At 62.6% G+C, this 21234-nt stretch carries 18 protein-coding genes; 7 read left to right on the forward strand and 11 right to left on the reverse strand.

The window, feature by feature from the left end; all coding sequences use genetic code 11:
• The first annotated feature begins 23 nt into the window (after positions 1-23).
• Both AB4Y42_RS12975 and AB4Y42_RS12980 read left to right on the forward strand, forming a co-directional pair.
• Positions 24-266 (forward strand): hypothetical protein, encoded by a 243-nt coding sequence (locus tag AB4Y42_RS12975; RefSeq protein ID WP_368694399.1) that lies wholly within the window; start codon positions 24-26, stop codon positions 264-266.
• Complete coding sequence (locus AB4Y42_RS12980) at positions 266-703, forward strand: hypothetical protein (protein ID WP_368694538.1); 438 nt, start codon at positions 266-268, stop codon at positions 701-703. Before AB4Y42_RS12975 ends, AB4Y42_RS12980 begins: the two co-directional genes overlap by 1 nt.
• A 30-nt stretch (positions 704-733) precedes the next feature.
• Here the strand turns inward: AB4Y42_RS12980 and AB4Y42_RS12985 are convergent, their stop codons facing one another.
• From AB4Y42_RS12985 to AB4Y42_RS13005, 5 genes are all read right to left on the reverse strand, one after another.
• Complete coding sequence (locus AB4Y42_RS12985; protein ID WP_368694400.1) at positions 734-1402, reverse strand: response regulator transcription factor; 669 nt, start codon at positions 1400-1402, stop codon at positions 734-736.
• A 31-nt stretch (positions 1403-1433) separates the two neighbouring features.
• On the reverse strand, positions 1434-1805 hold the full coding sequence (locus AB4Y42_RS12990; RefSeq protein ID WP_368694401.1) for a response regulator: 372 nt from the start codon (positions 1803-1805) through the stop codon (positions 1434-1436).
• Positions 1805-4249, reverse strand: a complete 2445-nt coding sequence (locus AB4Y42_RS12995) for a PAS domain-containing protein (protein WP_368694402.1) — start codon at positions 4247-4249, stop codon at positions 1805-1807. Before AB4Y42_RS12995 ends, AB4Y42_RS12990 begins: the two co-directional genes overlap by 1 nt.
• 89 nt (positions 4250-4338) lie before the next feature.
• Positions 4339-9741, reverse strand: coding sequence for an AAA family ATPase (locus tag AB4Y42_RS13000; RefSeq protein ID WP_368694403.1), 5403 nt, complete (start codon positions 9739-9741; stop codon positions 4339-4341).
• A 441-nt stretch (positions 9742-10182) separates the two neighbouring features.
• Positions 10183-10581: a VOC family protein gene (locus tag AB4Y42_RS13005; protein ID WP_368688995.1), complete on the reverse strand. Its 399-nt coding sequence runs from the start codon at positions 10579-10581 to the stop codon at positions 10183-10185.
• Positions 10582-10731: 150 nt separating this feature from the next.
• On the opposite strand from AB4Y42_RS13005, the gene AB4Y42_RS13010 reads away from it, so the two are divergent.
• Positions 10732-11436, forward strand: coding sequence for a helix-turn-helix transcriptional regulator (locus AB4Y42_RS13010; protein ID WP_368694404.1), 705 nt, complete (start codon positions 10732-10734; stop codon positions 11434-11436).
• Between the two features lie 148 nt (positions 11437-11584).
• Here AB4Y42_RS13010 and AB4Y42_RS13015 read toward each other — a convergent pair whose 3' ends face one another.
• Together AB4Y42_RS13015 and AB4Y42_RS13020 are read right to left on the reverse strand one after the other, a co-directional pair.
• Entirely contained in the window at positions 11585-11941 is a 357-nt protein-coding gene (locus AB4Y42_RS13015) for an STAS/SEC14 domain-containing protein (RefSeq protein WP_368688997.1), read from the reverse strand.
• A gap of 445 nt (positions 11942-12386) precedes the next feature.
• Complete coding sequence (locus AB4Y42_RS13020; protein ID WP_368694405.1) at positions 12387-13364, reverse strand: zinc-binding alcohol dehydrogenase family protein; 978 nt, start codon at positions 13362-13364, stop codon at positions 12387-12389.
• Positions 13365-13576: 212 nt separating this feature from the next.
• On the opposite strand from AB4Y42_RS13020, the gene AB4Y42_RS13025 reads away from it, so the two are divergent.
• Positions 13577-14488, forward strand: a complete 912-nt coding sequence (locus AB4Y42_RS13025; protein ID WP_368694406.1) for a LysR family transcriptional regulator — start codon at positions 13577-13579, stop codon at positions 14486-14488.
• A 76-nt stretch (positions 14489-14564) separates the two neighbouring features.
• On the opposite strand, the gene AB4Y42_RS13030 is transcribed toward AB4Y42_RS13025, so the two are convergent.
• A complete protein-coding gene (locus AB4Y42_RS13030; RefSeq protein WP_368694407.1) occupies positions 14565-15476 on the reverse strand; it encodes a LysR family transcriptional regulator in 912 nt (303 codons plus the stop codon).
• Between the two features lie 265 nt (positions 15477-15741).
• On the reverse strand, positions 15742-15966 hold the full coding sequence (locus AB4Y42_RS13035) for a hypothetical protein (protein WP_368694408.1): 225 nt from the start codon (positions 15964-15966) through the stop codon (positions 15742-15744).
• Here AB4Y42_RS13035 and AB4Y42_RS13040 point away from each other — a divergent pair.
• The 3 genes from AB4Y42_RS13040 to AB4Y42_RS13050 are packed head-to-tail and all read left to right on the forward strand — an operon-like array spanning position 15931 to position 19667.
• Positions 15931-17151, forward strand: coding sequence for a hypothetical protein (locus tag AB4Y42_RS13040; protein ID WP_368694409.1), 1221 nt, complete (start codon positions 15931-15933; stop codon positions 17149-17151). The two genes, AB4Y42_RS13035 and AB4Y42_RS13040, sit on opposite strands and share 36 nt — an antisense overlap.
• A gap of 33 nt (positions 17152-17184) precedes the next feature.
• Positions 17185-18504, forward strand: a complete 1320-nt coding sequence (locus AB4Y42_RS13045; protein WP_368694410.1) for a hypothetical protein — start codon at positions 17185-17187, stop codon at positions 18502-18504.
• Positions 18505-18545: 41 nt separating this feature from the next.
• Positions 18546-19667: a hypothetical protein gene (locus AB4Y42_RS13050; protein WP_368694411.1), complete on the forward strand. Its 1122-nt coding sequence runs from the start codon at positions 18546-18548 to the stop codon at positions 19665-19667.
• A gap of 32 nt (positions 19668-19699) precedes the next feature.
• Here AB4Y42_RS13050 and AB4Y42_RS13055 read toward each other — a convergent pair whose 3' ends face one another.
• Positions 19700-20458, reverse strand: a complete 759-nt coding sequence (locus AB4Y42_RS13055; RefSeq protein WP_368694412.1) for an SDR family oxidoreductase — start codon at positions 20456-20458, stop codon at positions 19700-19702.
• A 19-nt stretch (positions 20459-20477) separates the two neighbouring features.
• Positions 20478-21227 (reverse strand): SDR family oxidoreductase, encoded by a 750-nt coding sequence (locus AB4Y42_RS13060; protein WP_368694413.1) that lies wholly within the window; start codon positions 21225-21227, stop codon positions 20478-20480.
• Positions 21228-21234 lie beyond the last annotated feature (7 nt).

Genomic DNA, 21234 nt, shown 5'->3' on the forward strand with positions numbered 1-21234 from the left:
ACAACGACGCGAAGGAGGCCACCATGAGCCCGACCGAAATGACGCTGCACTGGGCCGTCGAGAAGTGGCTCGCGCCCACGCCTGCAATGCCCGCACATGTCGTGCGGGTTCGCCATACCCGGAGGGATCGGCGCTGCGTGTGTATCGAGGCGGTGCGCCCCGGCGGTCTGCTGTCGATCTTCTTTTTCCGTCACGACGATGGATCGTGGAATGTGTATCCGCCCGCGCAAGCTCGGCCGGCCATGTCCGTGTGGAGGACTGCGTGATGAACTACGGCTCTGGCAATCTGACGAAGCGCGCTCGCGGCAGGCATGGGATGTTGTCGGGATTCCGGGCCGGCGACCTGGTGTCCGGAGCCGGGCGCCCATTCAAGCTGTCTGTCGTTGCGGTCTGCAGCTGGGTACTGTTCGAGACGCCGCTGGAACTCAGCGGATCGATCAGTTCCACCTCACTGCTCGCGGTGCTGGTTTCGAAGGCACTCGTGTGCCTCACCGGTTTTGCCGCCATCGTCCGCGTGCGCTTTACCCGTCACGTCTTCGTTTTCATTTGCGCGGCGAGTGTGTTGGCCGTAGCGCCGGCGTTGCCTCTCGAGTACGCGCACAGCGTTGCCATAGCGCTCGTCTCGTCGGTCGAGTGCATTGTCAAGACCGCATGCGTTGTCGCGTTCGCAATCGCGTCGGCTAACGACCCGAATCGGGCCTGACGAACGCTCTTGGGTGCGCTGACGCGGCACTCACGCGGATGCGCCCTGGGCGTGCAGTTTTCCCGCAATGTTGACCAGTTCGGCGAGCGAGCGGGCGTCCATCTTGCGCATGACGTGACGGCGGTGCACCTTCACCGTGATCTCGCTGATGCCCAGCTCCGCGCCCACCTGCTTGTTCAGCAATCCCGAAACCACCAGCGCCATGACTTCCCGCTCGCGTCGGCTGAGCGACGTGTAGCGCTCGCGGATCGACTGCATGCCGGCTTCCTTGCTCAATGCCGCGCGGCTGCGCTCGATGGCGTGCCGGATGGCATCGAGCAGAACCTGATCATCAAACGGCTTGGTGAGAAATTCGGCTGCTCCGGCTTTCATGGCTCGTACCGTCATCGGCACGTCGCCGTAACCGGTGATGAAGATGATCGGCATGTCGGTGCGCTCGGATGCGATGAGATTCTGCAAGTCGAGGCCGCTCAGGTCGGGAAGGCTCACGTCCAGCACGAGGCAGTTCGGGACCATCGCGCGCGGGCGTCCGAGGAAGTCCTGAGCGCAAGCGTAGGTCTCCGCCCTGAGACCCGCAAAGCGGATCATGGCTTCGAGCGACTCGCGCACCGAGACATCGTCGTCGACGACGAAGACGACCGGCGCGGCTTGCGACGACGACGATTTCGATGCGAATTCAACTGCATGTACGGGTGTCATTACGAACTCCATTCACAGGCCCCGAAAAGAATCACTCGACCTTGAGCGCGGCCTGGATCGCCCCGAGCAGGGCGGTGTCGCTAAAGGGTTTGAACAGACAGTCCACGGCGCCCTGTTCGAGCATGTGTGGGCGCAGTGCCTCGTCTCCATGCGCCGTGATGAAGACGATCGGAACGGCTTGCTGGCGCCGTGCGAGCTCGTGCTGCAGGTCCTGGCCGGACATGCCGGGCATGGCGACGTCGAGGATCAGGCAGTGCGCTTCGCCGGCACAGCCAGATGCCAGGAACTCCTCTCCCGACGCAAAAGCCCGTGCTGTGAAGCCGAACACGCGCAGCAGGTCGGGCAGCGATTCGCGCACTGATTGGTCATCGTCTACCACTGCGATTAGCGGGCGTTCGGCCATCACAGGTTCCTTTCGGTCTGCTCAGCGTCTGAACGCGCGGGCTGACCCGTCGGTACGGGCCGGCGGGCAGCGGCCGCGCTGTCCGTCGTAAGCGGGATGGAAAACGTAAATGTGGCGCCCGGGTCGGCGTTGGACGAGGCCCACAGGCGGCCGCCGTGACTCTCGATGATGCGGCGGCTCACGGACAAACCGATGCCCATGTCTTCGCGCGTCGTCGTAAAAAACGGATCGAAGAGCTTGGCCGCGTGTTGCGGGTCGATGCCCACGCCGGAATCGGTCACGGCGAGGCGCACGCAGCCGCCATCGTCGCGCTCGATGCTCACCCGCATCTGCCGTGGGCGTTCATCGACACCGCTCATCGCTTCCACGGCGTTGAGAAGCAGGCTCAGCACCACTTGCTGGAGCTGGATCCTGTCTCCGGTGACCGGCGGCAGGTCGTTGGCCGCCTTCACATGGAGCACGATCCGCTTGTTGCGAATCTCGCACTGCAGCAGTTCGATCACCTCGTGTGTGGCTTCGACCAGATCGACTGCCTCCGTCGCCACGGCTTTCTTGCTGAACAGCGCACGCAGGCGGGCCATCACCTCGGACGCCCGGTGCCCGTCACGGATCGTGCGCCGTACGGTCTCGAGCGCGCCTTCGACATTGGGCGGCTGCGCACTCAGCATGCGCAGTCCTGTGCTGGCGTTGGTTACGATGCCGGCCAGCGGCTGGTTGATTTCGTGCGCGATCGAAGCCGTCAAGGCGCCCTGGCTATTGACCCGGCTCAGATGCGCCAGTTCGGCGCGCAGCGCGACGAGCGCGCCCTCGGAGTCCCGGCGTTCTGTCATGTCCTGGGCGGCGCCGATGTAATCAAGGCCGCCTTGTGAGTCGCGCGTGGGGTGTGCCTGGATGTGAATGTGCCTGACCGAGCCGTCGGGCAGCAGCAGGCGGTGTTCGAACTCCAGATCCTTGCCTGCTTGCGCCCGCTCGATCATTTCATCGAGTATGAGACGGTCGCCGGGGTGGAAGCGCGCCGCAATCATGTCCAACGTAATCGGCACGCCGGGTTCGATGCCGAAGATGCCATACAGCTGCTCCGACCACGTGATCGAGCCGGTCTGCGGGCACCAGCAAAAGCTGCCGCTCGAGCTGAGCTGCTCCACTTTGGTCATCAGCGCCGCGCTTTGCCGTAAGCGCTCGTCGGCTTGTTGACGTGCCGCGATGCTGTGTGCCCGTTCAATGGCGATGCTCGCAATGTGCGTGAGCTGTGCGATCAGCTCATGCTGCAGAGGTGTGGGATTGCCGGTATCAGACCGAAACAGGGTGAATGTTCCGAGCACTTCGTTGGTACGCGACAGGACCGGTGTCGCCCAGCAGGACCGCAGTCCGTGCGCGAGGCTGCGCTCCCGCCACGCCCTGGTCCAGCGTACGTCTGATGCGACATCGGGCACGATCACCTGTGCCTTGAGGGACACCGCCATGCCGAGTGGGCCAGAGTCATGCGAGGCGGCACGTGCACCAGGACGTGGGAGCAAGCGCTTAGGCAGGCCGGGGGACCCCAGGTGCCGGCACGCCGTGCCGTGGGCATCCTGAAAGGTGACTCTGCAAACGCAATCACTCGCGATCTCTTCGACGAGCCGGCACAACGCATCGAGCACGGTTGGCAATGCCTGCCCCGTGGCGATCATTTCGAGCAGGCGATTCTCGCCCGCAAGCAGCGCCTCCGCTCGCTTGCGGTCGTCGATATCCGTCTGAAGGAAATACCAGAGGGCGATTCGCCTCTCGCTGTCACGCAACGGAAAGCCCTGCACGCGAAACCATCGGTAGCCGCCATCGGCGCCGCGATGGCGCGACTCCGCGTCATAGGGATCGCCGGTGCTGATCGACGCATGAAACCGCGCGATCACAGCGTCCCGATCGTCCGGGTGGGTCAGGCCATTGGTCTTCCACGCTCGCAACTCGTCGAGGGTCACACCGGCGTATTCGAGCGTATGGCGGTTGGCGTGCAACACGTCACCGTCGGGTGCAAAAAGGACGACCCGGGTGGGGAGGCTATCGACGATCAACTCAAAGCGCTGCTCTTGCGCGCGCAGTGCCGCTTCGGTCTGCTTACGGTCCTCGATGTCCGAGTTAATCCCGCACCACTTTACGACATTGCCGGCCGCATCGGTAATCGGACTGGCCCGGCATGCAAACCAGCGATACGTGCCATCGAAGCGGCGCATTCGCGCTTCCGCCTCGCCTTGCTCGCCGGAGGCGACGACGGTCCGCCATGCTTCGAGCAGCGCGGGCTGGTCGTCGGGGTGGAACGCCGTCTGCCAGCCTTCGCCCGCCGCCTGGCTCACGGAAAGCCCGGTATATTCGCACCAGCGTCGATTGACGAACTCGATGCGGCCATCGGGAAAGGCAGTCCATACCAGCCCTGGGAGCGCATCCACAGTCTGACTGAGTTCGTTGTCCATCTCCGTCCCTTTGCGGCGCGCCTGACGCTTCAACAATCGGCTTTTGGGAACGGGGAGTCAATATACCTTGGTGTCGGTTTTGGGGCGGCTTACGGAGTATCGGCGAGGTTGACCGGCAACGTGAACCGAAAGAGCGCGCCGCGGGGGACGTTGGCGCTCGCCCACAACCGGCCGCCATGCGCCTTGACGATCGAGTGGCATATCGAGAGCCCCATACCCATCCCGCTAGCCTTCGTCGTATAAAACGGCTCAAAGAGGCGCTCGATGTTCTCCGGAGCGATACCCGGGCCGCAATCGCGCACCGCCACGAGAACGGTATCCGGCTCATCCATGGCGGTGCTGATCGTCAATTCCCGCGGCCCGTCTTCAACCGCGCTCATCGCGTCGATTGCATTGATAATAAGGTTCAGCATCACCTGCTGGATTTGCACCCGGTCGCCTTTGATGGGCGGTAACGCTTCCGTAAGCTGCAGCCGCACGGAAACGCCGTTCCGGTTCGCTTCGCTGGACGCGAGCGCGAGGACCTCGCGAATCGCCTCGTTGATCTGCAGGATCTCGCTGGTCGTCGGGGCCTTGACGACGAGGCCATGAATCCGCTTGATCACTTCGCTTGCCCGCCTCGTGTCACGAACGATACGATCGAACGCCTGGCGGGCCTCGCCGACGTTGGGCGGATCGATCTCGAGGCAGCGCAAACCCGTTGACGCATTGACTGCCGTCGCTGCGATCGGTTGCTTCATTTCGTGGCTAATCGACGCCGCGAGCTGCCCAATGGCCGTGACGCGGTTTGCATGGGCCAGCTCGAGCTGCATTTGGCGCGCCTGCGCTTCCGCCCGTTTCAGCTCGCTCAGATCGAGCACAAACGCGATAGCTTGAGCCGCGCTCTCGCCCAGCATGGCAATGCCGATCAGTACCGGCACGCGGCTGCCATCCTTGCGGAAGTATTCTTTCTCGTAGGGCTGCAAGATCCCGGTTTTCTCCAGTTCCTCCCACGCTGATTTGCTGCGCTCGACCCACTCGGGTGGTGTGAGGTCCCTCCAGCTGGGTTTCCCACGCTGCAGATCGTGACGGTCGTATCCCAGCATACGGAGGAACGCGTCGTTGGCTTCGAGGATGCGACCCTCGACATTCCCAATCAGGATGCCGACGATGTTGGCGTCGACGAGGCGCCGGATCTTCGCTTCACGTTCGGCGAGATCGCGGTACAGGCCGGCGTTTTCCAGTGCAATCGCCGCCTGCGAGGCGAGCAGCTTCAACATGGCGATGCGCTTCGGGGCAAAAACGCCCGACGCCAGGTTGTTCTCGAGGTAGAGGACGCCGATCAGCCTGGCCTGCTTGAGCAACGGCAGGCAAAGGACGGAACGCGCGCGTATCTGGCGGATATAGGGATCGGCGGAAAAGCGGTTTTCGGCAGAGGCGTCGTCGATGATGACGGGCTCGCGCGTGCTCGCGACGTAGTGCAGGAGCGACTCGGGCAGCGTGGCCGAGCCCGGCGACTGTCGCGGCAACTGCACGACGACCTGGGCGCCTCGTATCGTGGCTTCGGCCTCGATGCGCAGGTGGGCGCCCTGCGGAAGGATCAACAAGCCGCGTTCGGCACCCGCGTGCTCGACCGCGGTCACCATCAGGGACTTGATCAGATTCTCGAGCACCATTTCGCCTGTAATTGCCTGAGCCGTCTTCACGATTGTCGCGACATCCAGTTGCTCGGCGTACTCCTCGATAGTCACGCGCGAGACAGACATCGCTTCGGGCTTGTTCAAGGGATAGCGCTGCTCCAGCTGTTCGATTTTGCGGTGTGCGCCCCATTGCGAATAACAGTCCCGCGCCTCGCGCAAATAGGCGTGCGCGGCGCGCTCGAGGCCGGCGGCGAGGCAGCACTGCCCGGCCAGCTCGTTGGCCAGCGCCTGATCCTGAACGAAGCCTCGCTCGCCTGACAGGCGCGCGGCATCCTCGTAAAGCCGCATGGCCTGCAGGGCGTCTCCTTTCAGACGGGCCAGTTCCGCGCGCAGCAGCAGATGCTTGTGCGCGAACGTGACCGGACCGCTTTGCGCCCATCTTTCGAATGCCTGAATGTTTGCGGCGATATCGGCTTCGATCGCGGCTTGTCGCTCGCTCGACGACGTGTTGTGAACGGCAGCGAGTGCAAGCGAATAGTAAAGGCAGTAGTTGGAGAACTGGAGGTGGCAGCGTGCGGACCAAAGAATCGGCTTGACCCGGGCGGCACACGCGAGCGCTTTCTCGTGCTCGCCCAACAGATAGTGGCGCTGCACCCGCAAAATCCAGTAGAAGCAGTTGACCACGGCAATACCGCTTTCCGTGATTTGCGCTTCAATCGTCGCGTCTTCGATGACCGTCTGGTCGCCCGAGCGCCCACGAAGCCTCTGAATGAATTGCTGGATGCCCGTGAGAATATCGTGCACGTGCCGGAAATTGATTCGCTCGACGAACGCAACGGCCTTGATCGATTCGAGCCACGCCTCGTCGAGGTGCACACCGTGCGCCAGAAGATCCGTTAGCCGATGTTCGAGACTGAAGCTGGCATAGATGACCTCGCCGGTCTCTTGCGCATACCGAATGGCAGTATCGACGCACCCTAATGCGGCCTCGATCGGTTGCGTCCAGAGAACCGCCATTTGCATGAAGAAATGTGCGGCCACATTTTGAGTGGAGAAGCGGTGCTTCTCCGCCACTGCGACTGCCAGTCGGGCGAACGCTTCGCCCTCCTGGTATCGATGGAAGAACGGGCCCAGCAGGATGGAAATGAACGCATAGGCGATGACAGCCGAATCGGTTGTGCCGTATTGCAGCGTGATGGCGACCATTCGGCACGCAATTGTCTGGGCGAGGTTGATGTCGGTGAAGTAGGCCGTCTGCCCGAGCATGTGGAAGATGTTCATGACCTCCCGCATCTCCGGGTCTTCCATCATCGCGAGGTCAACAAGGCTTTCGATCGGGCGCGCGCCGAGATGCGCCCAGACGGCTTCATACTCCGCCGATACTTCGTTATCCGCAGGATGATCGGGCAAGTCGATATCGAACATGCCCAGGCATTCGCGGGCGGTCCTGACTGCGGACGCATTATCGCCGGTCACCAGCTGCAGGACCATCCTGAGCCGGTAAGCTTCGGCGCGGTGGATCTTTGATCGCGCTCGAAGCAATATTTCATCGATCCATTCAGTAGCCTCGTCGAGGTGGGAGAGAAGAAACTCGCAGTCAGCCCGCTCGAACCAGACGCTGAAGGTTAGCTCGTAACAATCGTTCCATCCTTGCTGCGAAAGCAGTGTCGCAGCGGTCGCCAGGTAATTGCAGGCCGAGCGGTAAGCGGTGGAGGCTTTCGCCTTTTTCGCGGCTTCGAGGTTGAGGGCGGCTACGCGATGTCGTTCAGGCCGCTCGATCATCAGCTCGCAGCCAGGATTCAGCTGGTTCACGAGATCGAAAATCCTGGCCGAAATGTCCGCGTCGTCGAGACGCGACAACAGCAGGCGGCCGATGCGCAAGTGATGCCCGGCGCGCGCAGCGGGCGGGATCAGCGCATACGCGGCTTCTTGCACCCGGTCATGCACGAACCTGAAGCTGCGCTCCATTGAGATGATCGCGCCGGCCCGGACGGCGTCGGCGAAATCCGCATGGACCTTGGCCTCGGAGCCGCCCCAGACGCTCGCGAGAGTGCCGACGTCGGCCTGGCTGCCGAGACAGGCAAGCAGCATCAACGCGTCCTGTGCGGTGGGCGAAAGCCGCTGCAGCCTGCGGATCATCAGATCCACGACGTTTTCGGTGAAGCCTTTTGCCTCGATGTGTTCGAGATTCCAGCGCCACGAGGCCGAATTCGACTCGAACTCGAGGAGACCTTCCTCCGCGAGATTCGTCAGAAACTGGCCCGCAAAGAATGGATTGCCGCCGGTTTTCCGGTGAACCAGCGTAGCCAGAGGCAAGGCTTGCTCGCGCGTGCATCTGAAAGCGTCGCAAAGCAACTCGCTGAAATCATGCGGCGAGAGCGGCCCGAGTGCGATCTTGTTCACCGCCGTTCCGGCCTTGCGAATCGAACCGAGCGTACTCAACAAGGGATGCCCGGGCGCGACTTCGTTGTCGCGATACGCGCCGATCAATAGCAGGTGGCGCGTCTGGGCATGCGTGATCAGATATTCGACCACGGTCAAGGTGGCCGGATCGAGCCACTGGAGGTCGTCGACGAAAATGACGAGCGGATGCTCCACGCGCGCGAACACGCTAACGAACTTTTGAAAGACGGATTGAAACCGCAACTGGGTTTCGAGCGGCGAGAGGGCGGGAACAGGGGGCTGTGGTCCGATCAGGCTGGCGAGTTCGGGGATCAGATCGGTTAGCAATCTTCCGTGCTGGCCAACGGCTTCTTCGATCGCGTCGCGCCAACGCGCGACGTTGGCATTCTGGTCGTTCAGGATTTGTCGGATCAACTCGGCAAATGCCTGAGCCAGGGTGGAGTAGGGAACGTCCCGCAGGCGCAGGTCGAACTTTCCCGAGATGAAGATCCCGCGGGGCAGCACGATAACCTTGTGCAATTCGTTGACGACGGACGACTTGCCAATGCCCGAATAGCCGGACACGAGGACCAGTTCCCGCGTGCCTTGCGTGGCGACGCGCTCGAAGGCATCCAGAAGCGTCGCGATTTCCAGGCGGCGCCCATAGAGCTTTTCGGGAATCAGGAGCTGTCGGGTCGTATCGTGCGTTCCGAGTGGGAAAGGCGCGATTTGACGGGCGGCTTCCCATTCCGCCAGGCACCTCCTGAGGTCCCACTCCAGGCCGCTCGCAGTTTGATAGCGATCCTCGGCGGGTTTCGACAACAGCTTCATAACGATGGCCGAGAGCGGGGCAGGGATGCCTTTGGCGCGCTCGTCCGGCGCAGCGGGCTGCCGCGCGATGTGGCAATGCACCCATTCCAGCGGGTCCAGCGCAGTGAAAGGAAGGGTTCCGGTCAACAACTCGTACAACGTGACTCCGAGCGCGTAAAGATCGCTGCGCGAATCGATCGACCGGTTCATCCGGCCGGTCTGCTCCGGCGCCATGTAGGCGAGGGTTCCCGCGATCAATTCCGGATGTTCCGGGCCCTGGCGTTCGCGCGGAAGTCGCGACGCGATACCGAAGCCGGTGAGCCTGACCTCGCCTGTTGCGTCGTTCACCAGGATATGCGTCGGCTTGATGTCCTTGTGAATGAGACCGCGCTGATGAGCCTTGCCCAGCGCAGCAACGATATGGATGGCGAGTTGCAGGAAGCGTTCTAGCCGAAGCGGCGAGCCAATCAGCCGGTCGAGCGGAGCGGCGCCCGAATCCTCGAGCACCAGTACGATTTGACTGCCATCCTGCACGAGTTCGAGCGGCTGCACGGCCCAATCGGCGGAAAGCTCGTCTTTCAACTGGTATTCGTGCGCGAGGCGTTCGAGGCTCGCGGGTGTGTGGCCGGCGGCGGAAAGCCGCAACTCCATGACCGAAGTCTGCGCGCCGTCCAGGCTCAAGCGCCACGCACGGGAAAAGACCCGGTCGCCATCCTCCCATAACACCTGGCTGCTATCTGCAATCGAGTTGGACCGAGTCTCAGATGACATGCTCTGAATGAGTCGCTTATGGATTCAGATTCCGCTTCTGCGCGCTACGCAACGCCATGTCATAGTCCATATTTTTTTGAAGTTATGCCGCAGGACTGTCGATTCGAATGGTAGCAGATGCGTCAATGCACTTGAGCACGGGAAAACTCGAAAACTCGCGAGGCGAAGCGCCGAGCTGTTCCTTCAATGCTGCGGCAACGCGTGCATTTATAGTGAGGGGAGTCGATCGTGCGAGCTGTGCGCAACGCCCTTGAGTGCTACCGGATGCAGTCAAAGCTTACATAAATATTCTCAGCCGTTGAGCATTTATCTCGCCGGGTGGGATGAGGCGGCGCCACCCGCCGCAATGACTCACCGCTTCATGTACTTGCGAATGGCCTCAGGGGTGACCGGTGTAAACAAGTTGACCAGATTGCCGTCCGGATCCTGAACAAGCAGCGAGCGATTGCCCCATGGCTGGGTGGTAGGTGCCTGTACAACGTCTTCGAGCCACCCGCCGAGCCGGCTGTAAACCTCATCCACATCGTGCACATGAAATTCGAGAATCATCGAGTGATTGCTCGCCGGTATCGCGGCCCCTGACCCGAACAGGTCCATGGTGCGCTTGCTGCCAATCGCCAGCGTGCAGGTCGCGGTCGACAGTTCTGCGAATTCCTCCGTGTACCAGATAGCCTTGAGCCCGATGTCCTCGTAGAATCGGACCAGCCGTTTGATGTCATCGGTGATAATGCGAGCGGAGACGAAGTCCATTTTCTTGTCCTTTATTAGGCAAACCAGTAACCGGACCCGCGTTGGCAAGCGCGAGGTCCGTCGATAAAGTCGCCGCTAACGCGGTAGACGACTTTCCAGCATCCTACAAAAGGCCTGCTGCCACCATTCTGGCAGCAGCGAAACTCCGTCATGCGCCGAGCCGACCGACTCTTCCAGATCATCCAGATTCTGCGACGCGCAAAGCGTCCAGTGACCGCGCGCGCTCTGTCCGAAGAACTGGAAATCTCCATGCGGACTGTTTATCGCGACATCGCCGATCTGATGGGACAACGCGTGCCCATTTCTGGCGAGGCAGGCATTGGTTACGTGCTCGACCGTCACTACGACATGCCGCCTCTCATGCTGACGCCCGATGAGCTGGAAGCCGCCGTGCTCGGCGCACAATGGGTCGCCCACCGAAGCGATCCGGTGCTGGCAAGAGCCGCTCGGGATCTGATCGCCAAGATCACGGCGGCGGTGCCGGACTCGTTGAGACCATTCATCGCGGAGCCGACAGTCAGCACGCCCCCGCCACAATCGCTGCCGGACGATATGCTGAATATCGCGCAGGTTCGCGAGTGGATTCGCGTGGGTCGCAAGCTTCGAATCCGTTACCGCGACGAACGCGGACGCGCGAGCAAACGCACAATCTGGCCGCTGCTCATTGGTTACGCGGATGCGGTCCGGTTACTTGTTGCGTGGTGCGAATTGCGTCAGGATTTTCGTCACTTCAGGACCGATCGAATCGTCGACGCCACGTTTCTTGATGAGCCGCACGACGTGCGCAGAAGAACACTGATGGCACGATGGAAACAGCATATGAAGCAATCGCGCGGGATCGATCTGCCGGAATAAATTGGGTTCACGCCGTGCTCGCGACGGCGCTGCCTGCTGCCATGAAGGCAAAGCGCCTCCTGACTGCGATAGCAGTCAATCCGGCGTTGGGGAGTGAGCGGCGGCTCCTCGCCGCCCACCCTCCGGAGCGTGCGGCCGCAGGCGACGTTCAGGCGTTGATCCAGGCGCGCGCCTGTTCCAGCTCGCTGACGTGGAACGCCTTGATTTCGGCCTTGGTAAAGAATCGCGCCAAATGCATCGAGGCGCGAATCCAGCCCGCGTCGGCCACCACCGCGGCGCGTGTGACCTTGCGGGCGAGGGGGACGCCGAGCGTCATGTCGGTCCACAGCGCCTTTGGCTCGATACCGCTGAAATGCTCGATGCGTTCGAGCACACGGGTCTTACCGTTGAGTTCGAGATCGCCACGCATGCGCTCGATGGCTTCGCGCAGATCGTGGTCGGTGATTTTGCCTTCGACGGTGATTTCGACGACCGGCGAATCGGGCGTGGAGTGATACTGGATCATGGCGGGCCCCCTGGGTACGGAGACGTTACACGCTCAGGCACGGATAAGCCTGGCGTTCGATTGTTTTCTCATGGTACCCCTTTTCACGTGCTACGGTGTTCCGTCCACGGCGTTTTGCAAAGCGCCTCAAATGTTTGCAGTGCAAAAAAAGGCCGCATACAGGGACGCGGCCGAGGGGTGCACCTGACGGGGGCTATTCCGTCTTTAGGCGCATCGCCAGATTACTCAAGGCGTGTGACATTCATCTAGCCGACAAAAATAGCGGTGCGTCGTGTCTGCACGGCACAACAACAAAATTGGGGAATCTTGCGGTGCGCTGCAGTCTGGGCTAGATCGGGCGCGTCGCCTTTCGCGAAGCTTCCTTCTGGTCAGCCGTTGCTGGTGTGCACCGCAAAACGTAAGGTCGTGGCGCCCATCGGTCAGTGGAATCGCCTGAAAGCCGTCTTCATGGCAGTACGACGATCTTCCCTCCGGCCTTGTTCTCTTCCATGCATCGGTGCGCTTCCACGATATCGTCGAGTCGAAACACCTTCCCAACCGGGATGCGAAGTGTTCCGGCCTTCACCTGCGCCAGCAGTTCGTCGTACGGGGTCGCCATGAATTCATTGACGCCGCCGTCGTAAATGGTGAGTTTCACCGTGCTCGGTATCACTTCCATCGGGCTGAAGGTATCGAACGACCACTGGTTGCCGACAATGCCCGTCATGCACACCACGCCGCCTTGTTTCGCACAGCGCAACGAGTCCTTCAGTGTCGTGGTTCCGATGAGTTCCAGCACTTTATCCACGCCGCCGGGCGACACTTCGCCGATCTCCTGCGCGATTGCGCCCGAGTCGATGACGACACGGTCGGCGCCGTTGGCACGCAGCGCGTCGCCTTTCTGCGCATTGCGCGTCGTCGCTATCACAAACGCACCGTGCGCTTTGGCGATTGCCGCAGCGGCAAGTCCAACCGATGTCGTTCCGCCGCGAACCAGCAGCCGGTCCCGCTGTTGCAGCGCGAGGGCCTTGAACAGCGAGCCCCATGCGGTTTGCAGCATTTCCGGCATTGCGCCGAGCGTTTCCCAGGGCAAGCCGGTGACCAGTTTTTGCACCTGCCGGGCAGGTACGCAGGTGTACTCCGCATAGCTGCCGTCGAACTCACGCCCCAGGCCTCCCATCGCGGTGGCAACCGTATCGCCCTTGGCGAACTCCATTCCCGGTGCGACTTCCACGGTGCCGACCGCCTCGATTCCCAGCACGCGCGGAAACTTCACGCTCTGAGAAAATCCCTGCCGCGTGAACATTTCGGACCGGTTGAGTCCGAACGCCTTCACGCGGATCAGCACCTCGCCGCGCTGCGGCGTCGGTATCGGACGCTGTTCGAGCTTGAGCACCTCAGGGCCGCCCGGCTCGTGGATCACTGCTGCTTTCATGGTCGTCATCGACGCCTCCTTTGCGGCTCGCAGGTGTACATGCAAAACCATAGAGCAGCTGCGATTTTCCGGTAGTCAGTAAAGCAGAAAATCGTTTTCCAGTTCCGGGAAGATCGGCGTGCCATGACATGTCGCGTGCGCGCTCGTGCTCCGGGTTCGCGCTCGTCCTTGCGACGCCGCCGACGATTGGCGCACAATGGTTTTCCAATGATGGAAAAGCGATGGCGAACCTCAACTCGCTGGTGATATTCGCAAGGGTGGTCGAAGCGGGCAGCCTTTCCGGAGCGGCACGCCGGCTTGGCATGCCGGTCTCCACGGTCAGCCGGCACATCGCGGAGTTCGAGCAGGCACTGGGCGTTCGGCTCCTCGAACGCTCCACGCGTAATCTCGCGCTCACCGACCTCGGCAAGGAGGTGTACGAGCAAGCCGTGCGAGGCGTCGAGCTGGGCGAGGCCATCGACAGCGTCGCTTCCAACCATCTCTCGGACATGTCCGGGCTCTTGCGCCTTTCGGCGCCGCCGAGCGTTTCGGATACCTTGCTGACGCCGCTCGTCATGGAATTCCAGAAGCACTATCCGAACGTGCGTTTTCAGATTCTCGTCACCGAGCGCTACGTCGAACATATCGCGGACGGCGTCGACCTCGTGTTCCGGGTGGGTGCACTGCGCGATTCGTCGCTGGTCGCGCGGCGCCTTCTGGCCTATCGGCATCGCATCGTGGCAACGCCCGCCTGCCTCAGGCGCTGCGGGGCGATCCGAAAGCCGCAGGATCTGCTCGAGCATCGCCTCCTTGCGTTTTCGCACTGGAAGCCGGATTGCAGCTGGTGCTTCATGCACGAGAATGGCGGCGAAAAGCAGACGCTCACGTTCCAGCCGTTATTCGCCATGAACGATTTTTCCGGCCTCGCTTCCATGTTGCTGGCGGGTGCCGGCATCGGCGAACTGCCCCCTGTGGTTCGGCCCGATCTCGTCCGCGAGGGCAAGCTGGTGGAGGTGATGCCGCAGTGGCGCCTTCCGACATACGACCTCTCACTCGTCTACCTGGGCAACCGGCACATTTCAAAACCGTGCAGGCTCTTCAAGGAGTTCGCGATCGAAATGGCACCGGTGTTGTTTCCGGATCTTCCGGAGTAGGGAGTCGAAACATTTGAACTCCTTACAGATTGAGAATGGTTGAAACAGGTTCGTTGGTATCGCCTGTGTTCGCCTTTCAGGAAGGTAAGGTTCCAAAGAGCCCGGGCACCATCTTCGACGCGAAGTCCCTGAAGATGCGAACCTGCCGGGGCAGATAGCGGTCGCGCAGGTTGGCGAGGGTCAGGTCGAACACGGGCAGATGCCAGTCCGGCAAGACCTCGACGAGCTGCCCGCTGCGCACGAGGTCCGGCTGGACGATGGGCGGCAGCTCCCCGATGCCGCAGCCTTCGAGCAGCGCCACGATGAGACCGGTGTAATCGTTCATGGCGATTGCCGGCTGGAAGGAAACCGTTTCGGTATCCCGGCCGTTGACGTGAACGAAGCTCCAGCGATAGTCCGGCTTCCAGAAAGAGAATGCGAAAAGCCGGTGAGCGGGAAGGTCCCGCGGCGATTCCGGAGGGGGACATCGGACAAGGTACTTCGGACTGGCAACGACTTGATGCCGATAGGTCAAGAGCGTGCGGGCTTCGAGCGTCGGGTCGGTGAAGGTTCCGACCTTGAACGCGATATCGACGTCCTCGGCTATCTGGTCGACGATGCGTTCGGTAATGAATGCCTTGACTTCCACGTTCGGGTAAGACTGCTGAAAGGCTTCGACGACAGGCACGATGAGCGAGTCGGAGAGGTTTGGCGGCGCACAGAGCCGCACGGCGCCGGACACCTCGGGCAGACGGTTCGAGATGACGTTGTCGACGGCTTCGCTGACCTCCGTAGCCTGTTTTGCGAGCTCGAATACTTCGGCGCCGAAGTCCGTGAGCCTCAGGTGATGCGTGGATCGATCGAGCAAGCGAACGCCCAGCTGATTTTCGAGTTCGGCGATACGGCGGCTCACCGAGGAAATGGGCATCTTGAGTCGCCGCGCGCCTTCCGAGAAGCTGCTCGCCTCGACGACCTTCGCAAAAATCAGCAGCGTATTCAGATCTTTCATTACCGTTACGCTCCGTCCGACCGGCATCTTGCTGGCGATCTGCGGCCTCCATCGTCTGACGCAGATTACTGCCGCAACCGGGCGGCAGCAAGGCAGCAGTGCGCCCGTGGCGACGTGAAGGAGCCGGTCGCGAAGGTGTCCTCCATGAACTGGCGATACGCATAGCGGCCGCTCGCGTGAGCTTTCCAGAAATGGAAATCCAATTTCCGGAATGTCCGTTAGCGGTCAGCCGAACGCTTGGCTACCATCCAGAACACATTGCAGTTCACGAGTCCGCGAAACGGTCGCCTGAGCGGCCGTGCTGTTCTATGCAGCGGACGAAGCGCAGGCCGGCGATGTCGTGGCAAAACGCATTGCCGTTAGCGGGTTTTCGCCCGTGCGCACCGTGCATCAGCTCATGGAGGAACGACCCATCGTGAACACCGAAACGCGCAACGTCTCCACGCTCGCCGAATTGCAGACGGCGGTCGACGACGACCAGGTTCTGCATATCGTCGTTTCAGCGCAGATCGATGGGGTGGCGGCCTTTCGCCTGCGGCCCGGTCTGGCCTTGACCGGCATCGACGCGCAAGCCGCCCTGCGCTTCGCGCCCGGCAGCGACGGGCTGGAGCTTTCGGCAGACAATCGGGTCGAGGGCTTGCGGCTTTCCACGGACCCCGATCGGCGCGCCATTTTCAACGACACCCGTGTCGACGGATTCGGTCGGCTCGAGCTGCATGATCTGCGCATTGCGGGCGTCGTGCAGCTGCTGGCCCGCGACAGCGTGACTGGCGGCCATGTCGAAGCACACGATATCGACATTTCGGCTGCGGACGCCCGTGGCTATGAAGAGCGCCCGAAGGGATACGGCGTCGAAGTCGTTCCGGGTGTCTTCACGCTCTGGAATCAGCGCGAAGACCGCGGCGTGGTCATCACAGCGGACCTCAGCGGGCTTTCGGCGGGCCGTGCCGGTGCGCCGGTTCGCGGCAGCGGCATCTTCGTTGGCGGCGCCGGAGAGACGGGCGGACGTGTCGTCGCGCATCGGCTGGAGACGGGCGCCGTCCACAGCGATGGCGGCATCGCGCCCGGCACGCCGGATCGCATCACCGGCGGCGTGTTCGTCGTGTCGGGCGCATGCGTCGCCAGCGTGCACAACCACGGCCCGGTGACGACCTACGGTCCGAATGACATGGTGCTCGACAACTGGGGCGCCGTCGATCGCTGGATCGTCGACGGGAAAGTCACGTCCTATGGGCCGAGCGGCATCGGCTTCGTGAATTTCGGCTCCCTCGAGCGGCTCGAAGTCAACGCGTTGATCGAGACGTTCGGCCAGGGATCGCGCGGCTTCAATGTCTACACGGGCACCGTGCGGTCTGCGGAATTCGAGCGCGTCGTCACGCATGCCGATGGCGCAGTGGGCATCCAGATCAGCCAGCCCGTCGGCGAGATCGCCGTCCGCCGCGGCATCGAGACGTGGGGCGGGACGGGCGACTCACTGGTCAAGGGCGTCGTTGTCCGGCTTGCGGCGACGGCGCTCAGCATCAAGCCCGGAGGATCGGCGCGCAGGATCGCGATCGCCGGCGGCCTGATCACGCATGGCGAAGGCGTCAATCCGCTGGAGCTGCATGGCGCAATCGATGCGCTCGAGGTCAGCGGTGGATTGACGGCGGCCGGCGGCGGATTCGCCACCATCTAGCACTGAACGTTGACGCGACAACCAGGGAACGCAATGGACCACACGACAACATCCGGTATGGCGGACGATGTCCGTTCGCGGCGCGAGTTTCTGCGGGCTGGCTCGGCCTCGGCACTCATGCTTGCCTTGTCCGGCCCGGCGCTGGCCGGGGGGGGAAAGACCAGGGCCGAAGTGGAGGGGGCCGGCTCGCCACGGCCGGGCGGTCCGCTCCAGTCCGCGGGGGCCCTCGAGTTCGGGCCCGGCAATGTCCTCTTCGTCGGCGACATCACGGGCGCGGCCGTTCATGCGTTTGCGCTGAGGGAGTCGGACGTAACCTCTCAGGCCGACGTGGAGATGGGGAATTTTCATAACTTCGAAGGCCGCGATCTGGTCGTGGGTGTGGATCAGAAGCTTGCTGCGCTCTTCGGCACGACGGTCGGCAATATTGTCATTAACGATATGGCGGTCCATCAGCCGTCGCGGCAGATCTTCATGTCGGTCGAACGCGGCAGTGGACCAGGCGCCATGGCGGCGATCGTGAAGGTCGATCACGGCAAGCTCGAGTTGCTCGAACTCGACGGGATTGCGCACTCAAAAATGGCCATTCCAAACGAGCCGGACCAGAAGGCGATGCTGGAGTTCGAGCCCCAACAGGTCTATGCGATCACGGACGTCAAGTACTACAACGGCGAGGTTTTCGTGACGGGAATCTCGAATCAGCGCTTTGCATCGACGCTGTATCGCATCCCATACCCGTTCAGTTCCCGGCTGTCGACGAGCACCGTCGAAATCTGGCACCCGACGCACGGAGAGTTCGAAACGCGCGCCCCGATCGTGCGGCAACTGATCCGGGAGATGGATGGAAAACCGTACCTGTTTGCGGTGTACGGTTGCACGCCGCTCGTTCGCTTCCGCCTGGATGATTTGAAGGATGGCGCGCATGTGCGTGGGGACACGATCGGCGAGCTGGGCTATGGGTCGAATCCGCTGGATATGCTGACTTATACCGATCCGACCGACCATAAGGACTACTTGCTGGTGACCATCGATGTGCGCAGCGCGTCGCGTATCGAAGCTGCGGAGTTGACGACCGCGAAACCCGAGCCGACCGGTGGCCCCATCGACTTCGGGCCGGGCGGCCTCGGGCGCACGCAGCGCGATCTGCCGATCCGGGCGGAACATATCGCGATTCTCGATCCACGGTGGGCAGCCGTCATCTGGCGGCATCCGAAGACGTCCTGGCGACTGGACATCGGTACGCTGATGGTTCCGTACTTCTTCGACCGCAGATTGGGAATGGCGGAAATGAATTGGCCGAATGGTCCCGATCCGTTCCACTACCGCGAACATCGCAACGAGATCGACCACGCGTAGCCGGTGGGCAGATCGCACAACGAGACTGCGTGAGGATACCGATGACGCTCCAGCCAACATTGCGGGTCGAGCACGAGACACGGCCGGGCGGGGTAGCTTGCGTCGGCGTGCGCAACCTCGATGCGGATCTCGTCGAGTTTCTCGTCGAACACCAGGGAACGGCCCGCCAGTTGCGATCCGTGCTGCGTGTGAACGTCATCGATGCAGCCATGCCGGGCGGCGACGAACTTCCCGACGTGGCCGGCCGCTATCAGCTTCTGGAGGCCGGGGTGCGATTCATTCCGCGTTTTCCGTTCGAACCGGGCCGTCGCTATCGGGCAAGCTTCGATCCGCGGCCGCTCGGCCGGCCTGAGTACGCGGACGTGCTGACGCTCGAATTCTCGCTACCGAACCCGATCGGCGCCGACCCGGCTTCGGTGACGGGTGTCTTTCCCTCCGCCGATGTGCTGCCGGAAAACCTGCTTCGCTTCTACGTTTGCTTTTCCAGCCCGATGCGGCGTGGCGGTGCTGAGGCGCAGATCCGCCTCATCGGCCCCGATGGACGGCCTGCACGCGACGTGCTCTATCGGTCAGCGGTAGAGCTTTGGGACAGGAGCATGCGATGCCTGACGGTTCTGCTTGATCCGGGCAGGCTGAAACGCTGGGTAGGCCCCAATCGGGAACTGGGCCCGCCGCTGACGATGGGGCAACGCTACGCACTGGCCATCGGCTCGGCAATGCTCGACTCGTCCGGTCGTCCGCTACGGCAGAATTTCTACAAGCCTTTCGTTGTCGGGCAGGCGGTTCGCGAGCCCATTGCGGTCGCGCATTGGACAGTGCTGCCGCCTGCGGTGCAGAGTTGTCAACCGCTGGAGATCGTGTTTCCCAAGCCGCTGGACTGGGCGTTGCTCCGGCGTGCGATTACGGTCGTGGGGGACGACGAACGGCCGCTATCAGGGCGCGTCGCGATCGAACGGGGCGAAGGACGCTGGACCTTTACGCCGGCTTCGCCCTGGACGGCGACGCGGCCCGTCATTCGTGTCGCGCCGGACCTTGAAGACGTCTGCGGCAACAACCTGTTCGAGGCGTTTGACGGGCCGCTGCGAGCGCAGCGCGAATCGAGCGTCGAACGCACCCACCGCACGATTCGCTTGGAACTCGCACAAGCGGCGAGTTCCGCGTAACGAGCGTGGAGACAACCGTTCGCCTTCCTCGCTCACCACGGAATCGTCTGATTTTCCCAGCGGGTGAATGTCCCCGACGGGCCGTTCGGTCCCAGCAGAATGACGCGCACCGCTTCGCGCGCACCTTCCTCGACGGTCTCCGTGCCCGTATAGCCGTTCAGGTTCGTGCGGGTGTAGCCCGGCGAGACGGCGTTGACCCTGATGGCCTCCGGCTCCAGCTCGATCGCCATCGCAACGGTCAATGCGTTGAGCGCCGTCTTGGACGCGGGGTAGACCGGACCGAAGATCGAGCGCCATTGGAACGCAGGGTCCGAGTTCGTCGTGAGCGACCCAACGCCACTCGACACGTTGAGGATGCAAGCGGCCGTCGATTTGCGCAGGAGCGGCAGCATCGCCTGATAAACGGCCAGCACGCCGAACACGTTGGTGTCCCACACCGCGCGCATTTCATCGAGAGAGACATTGCTCGGGCGGGTAGTTTTCGCGAAGTCCTCGACGGACTGGCCGGGCTGCCGGTTCGTGCTCGAAATCGCGGCGTTGTTGACGAGCACGTCGAGGCGGCCATGCTCGTCGCGAATACGCTGCGCGGCGGCAGCGATCGAAGCCTGGTCCGTCACATCGAGCTGGAGCGCACGCGCGTTCGGCCCAATCTCCTTCGCCGCGGCCTCACCGCGTTCGAGATTGCGCGATCCGACGAGCACCGTGAGGCCGTGTGACGCGAGATCCTTCGCGATCTGCAGACCGATTCCCTGATTGGCCCCGGTGATGAGGGCGATGGCATTGTCCTGCATGCAAATCTCCTGATGTTGATTAGCTCACCTCGGCTGCCCATGCTTCGGCATCGGCGCCGGCGGGAATGCGCATCGGAGTCGAAGGGTCGGTCGCCGCGCGCCATACGGCCTCGGCGACGTCCTGGGCCCGGGTGAGGGGGGACGCCGTGTCCTCCAGATGCGCCAGGACTTGTTTGACGAGACCGGCGTAGGCCTCGTTGTCGAAGCCGTGGATGTGGGCACGCGCGTTATCGCCAAAGCGTGTCTCCAGTGAGCGGCCCGGCAGCACGAGGCGTACCCGCACGCCGAACGGCTCGAGTTCCAGCGCCATCGACTCGGTGAACGCGTTCACCGCCGCCTGGCTCGCGCGGTACGCGCCGATCAGCGGCAGCGCCTTCAACGTCACACTCGACGTCACGTTCACGACGACGCCCGCCTTGCGCTCGCGGAACTGGGGCAGCACGGCCTGCGTCACCGCGATCGTGCCGAACGTGTTGGTCTCGAAGACCTCGCGCACGGCCTCGATCGGAACCAGTTCAGCCGGGGAAGCCGCGCCGTAGCCCGCATTGTTGACGAGGACGTCGATCGGGCCCGCGGCCATGACGGCCTCGCGTATGCTCTCCGGCTTCGTGACGTCGAGCGCGAGCACGCGCAGGCGTTCCGAAGGCGGCAGCACGTCGTCACGTGGCGTGCGCATCGTGGCGACGACCCGCCAGTCACGGGCCAGAAAGTAGCGGGCGATCTCGAGCCCGAATCCGGAAGAGCAGCCGGTGATCAGCACGGTTTGCATGGAATCT

The sequence above is a fragment of the Paraburkholderia sp. EG286B genome, from assembly GCF_040965655.1.
Lineage (GTDB): Bacteria > Pseudomonadota > Gammaproteobacteria > Burkholderiales > Burkholderiaceae > Paraburkholderia.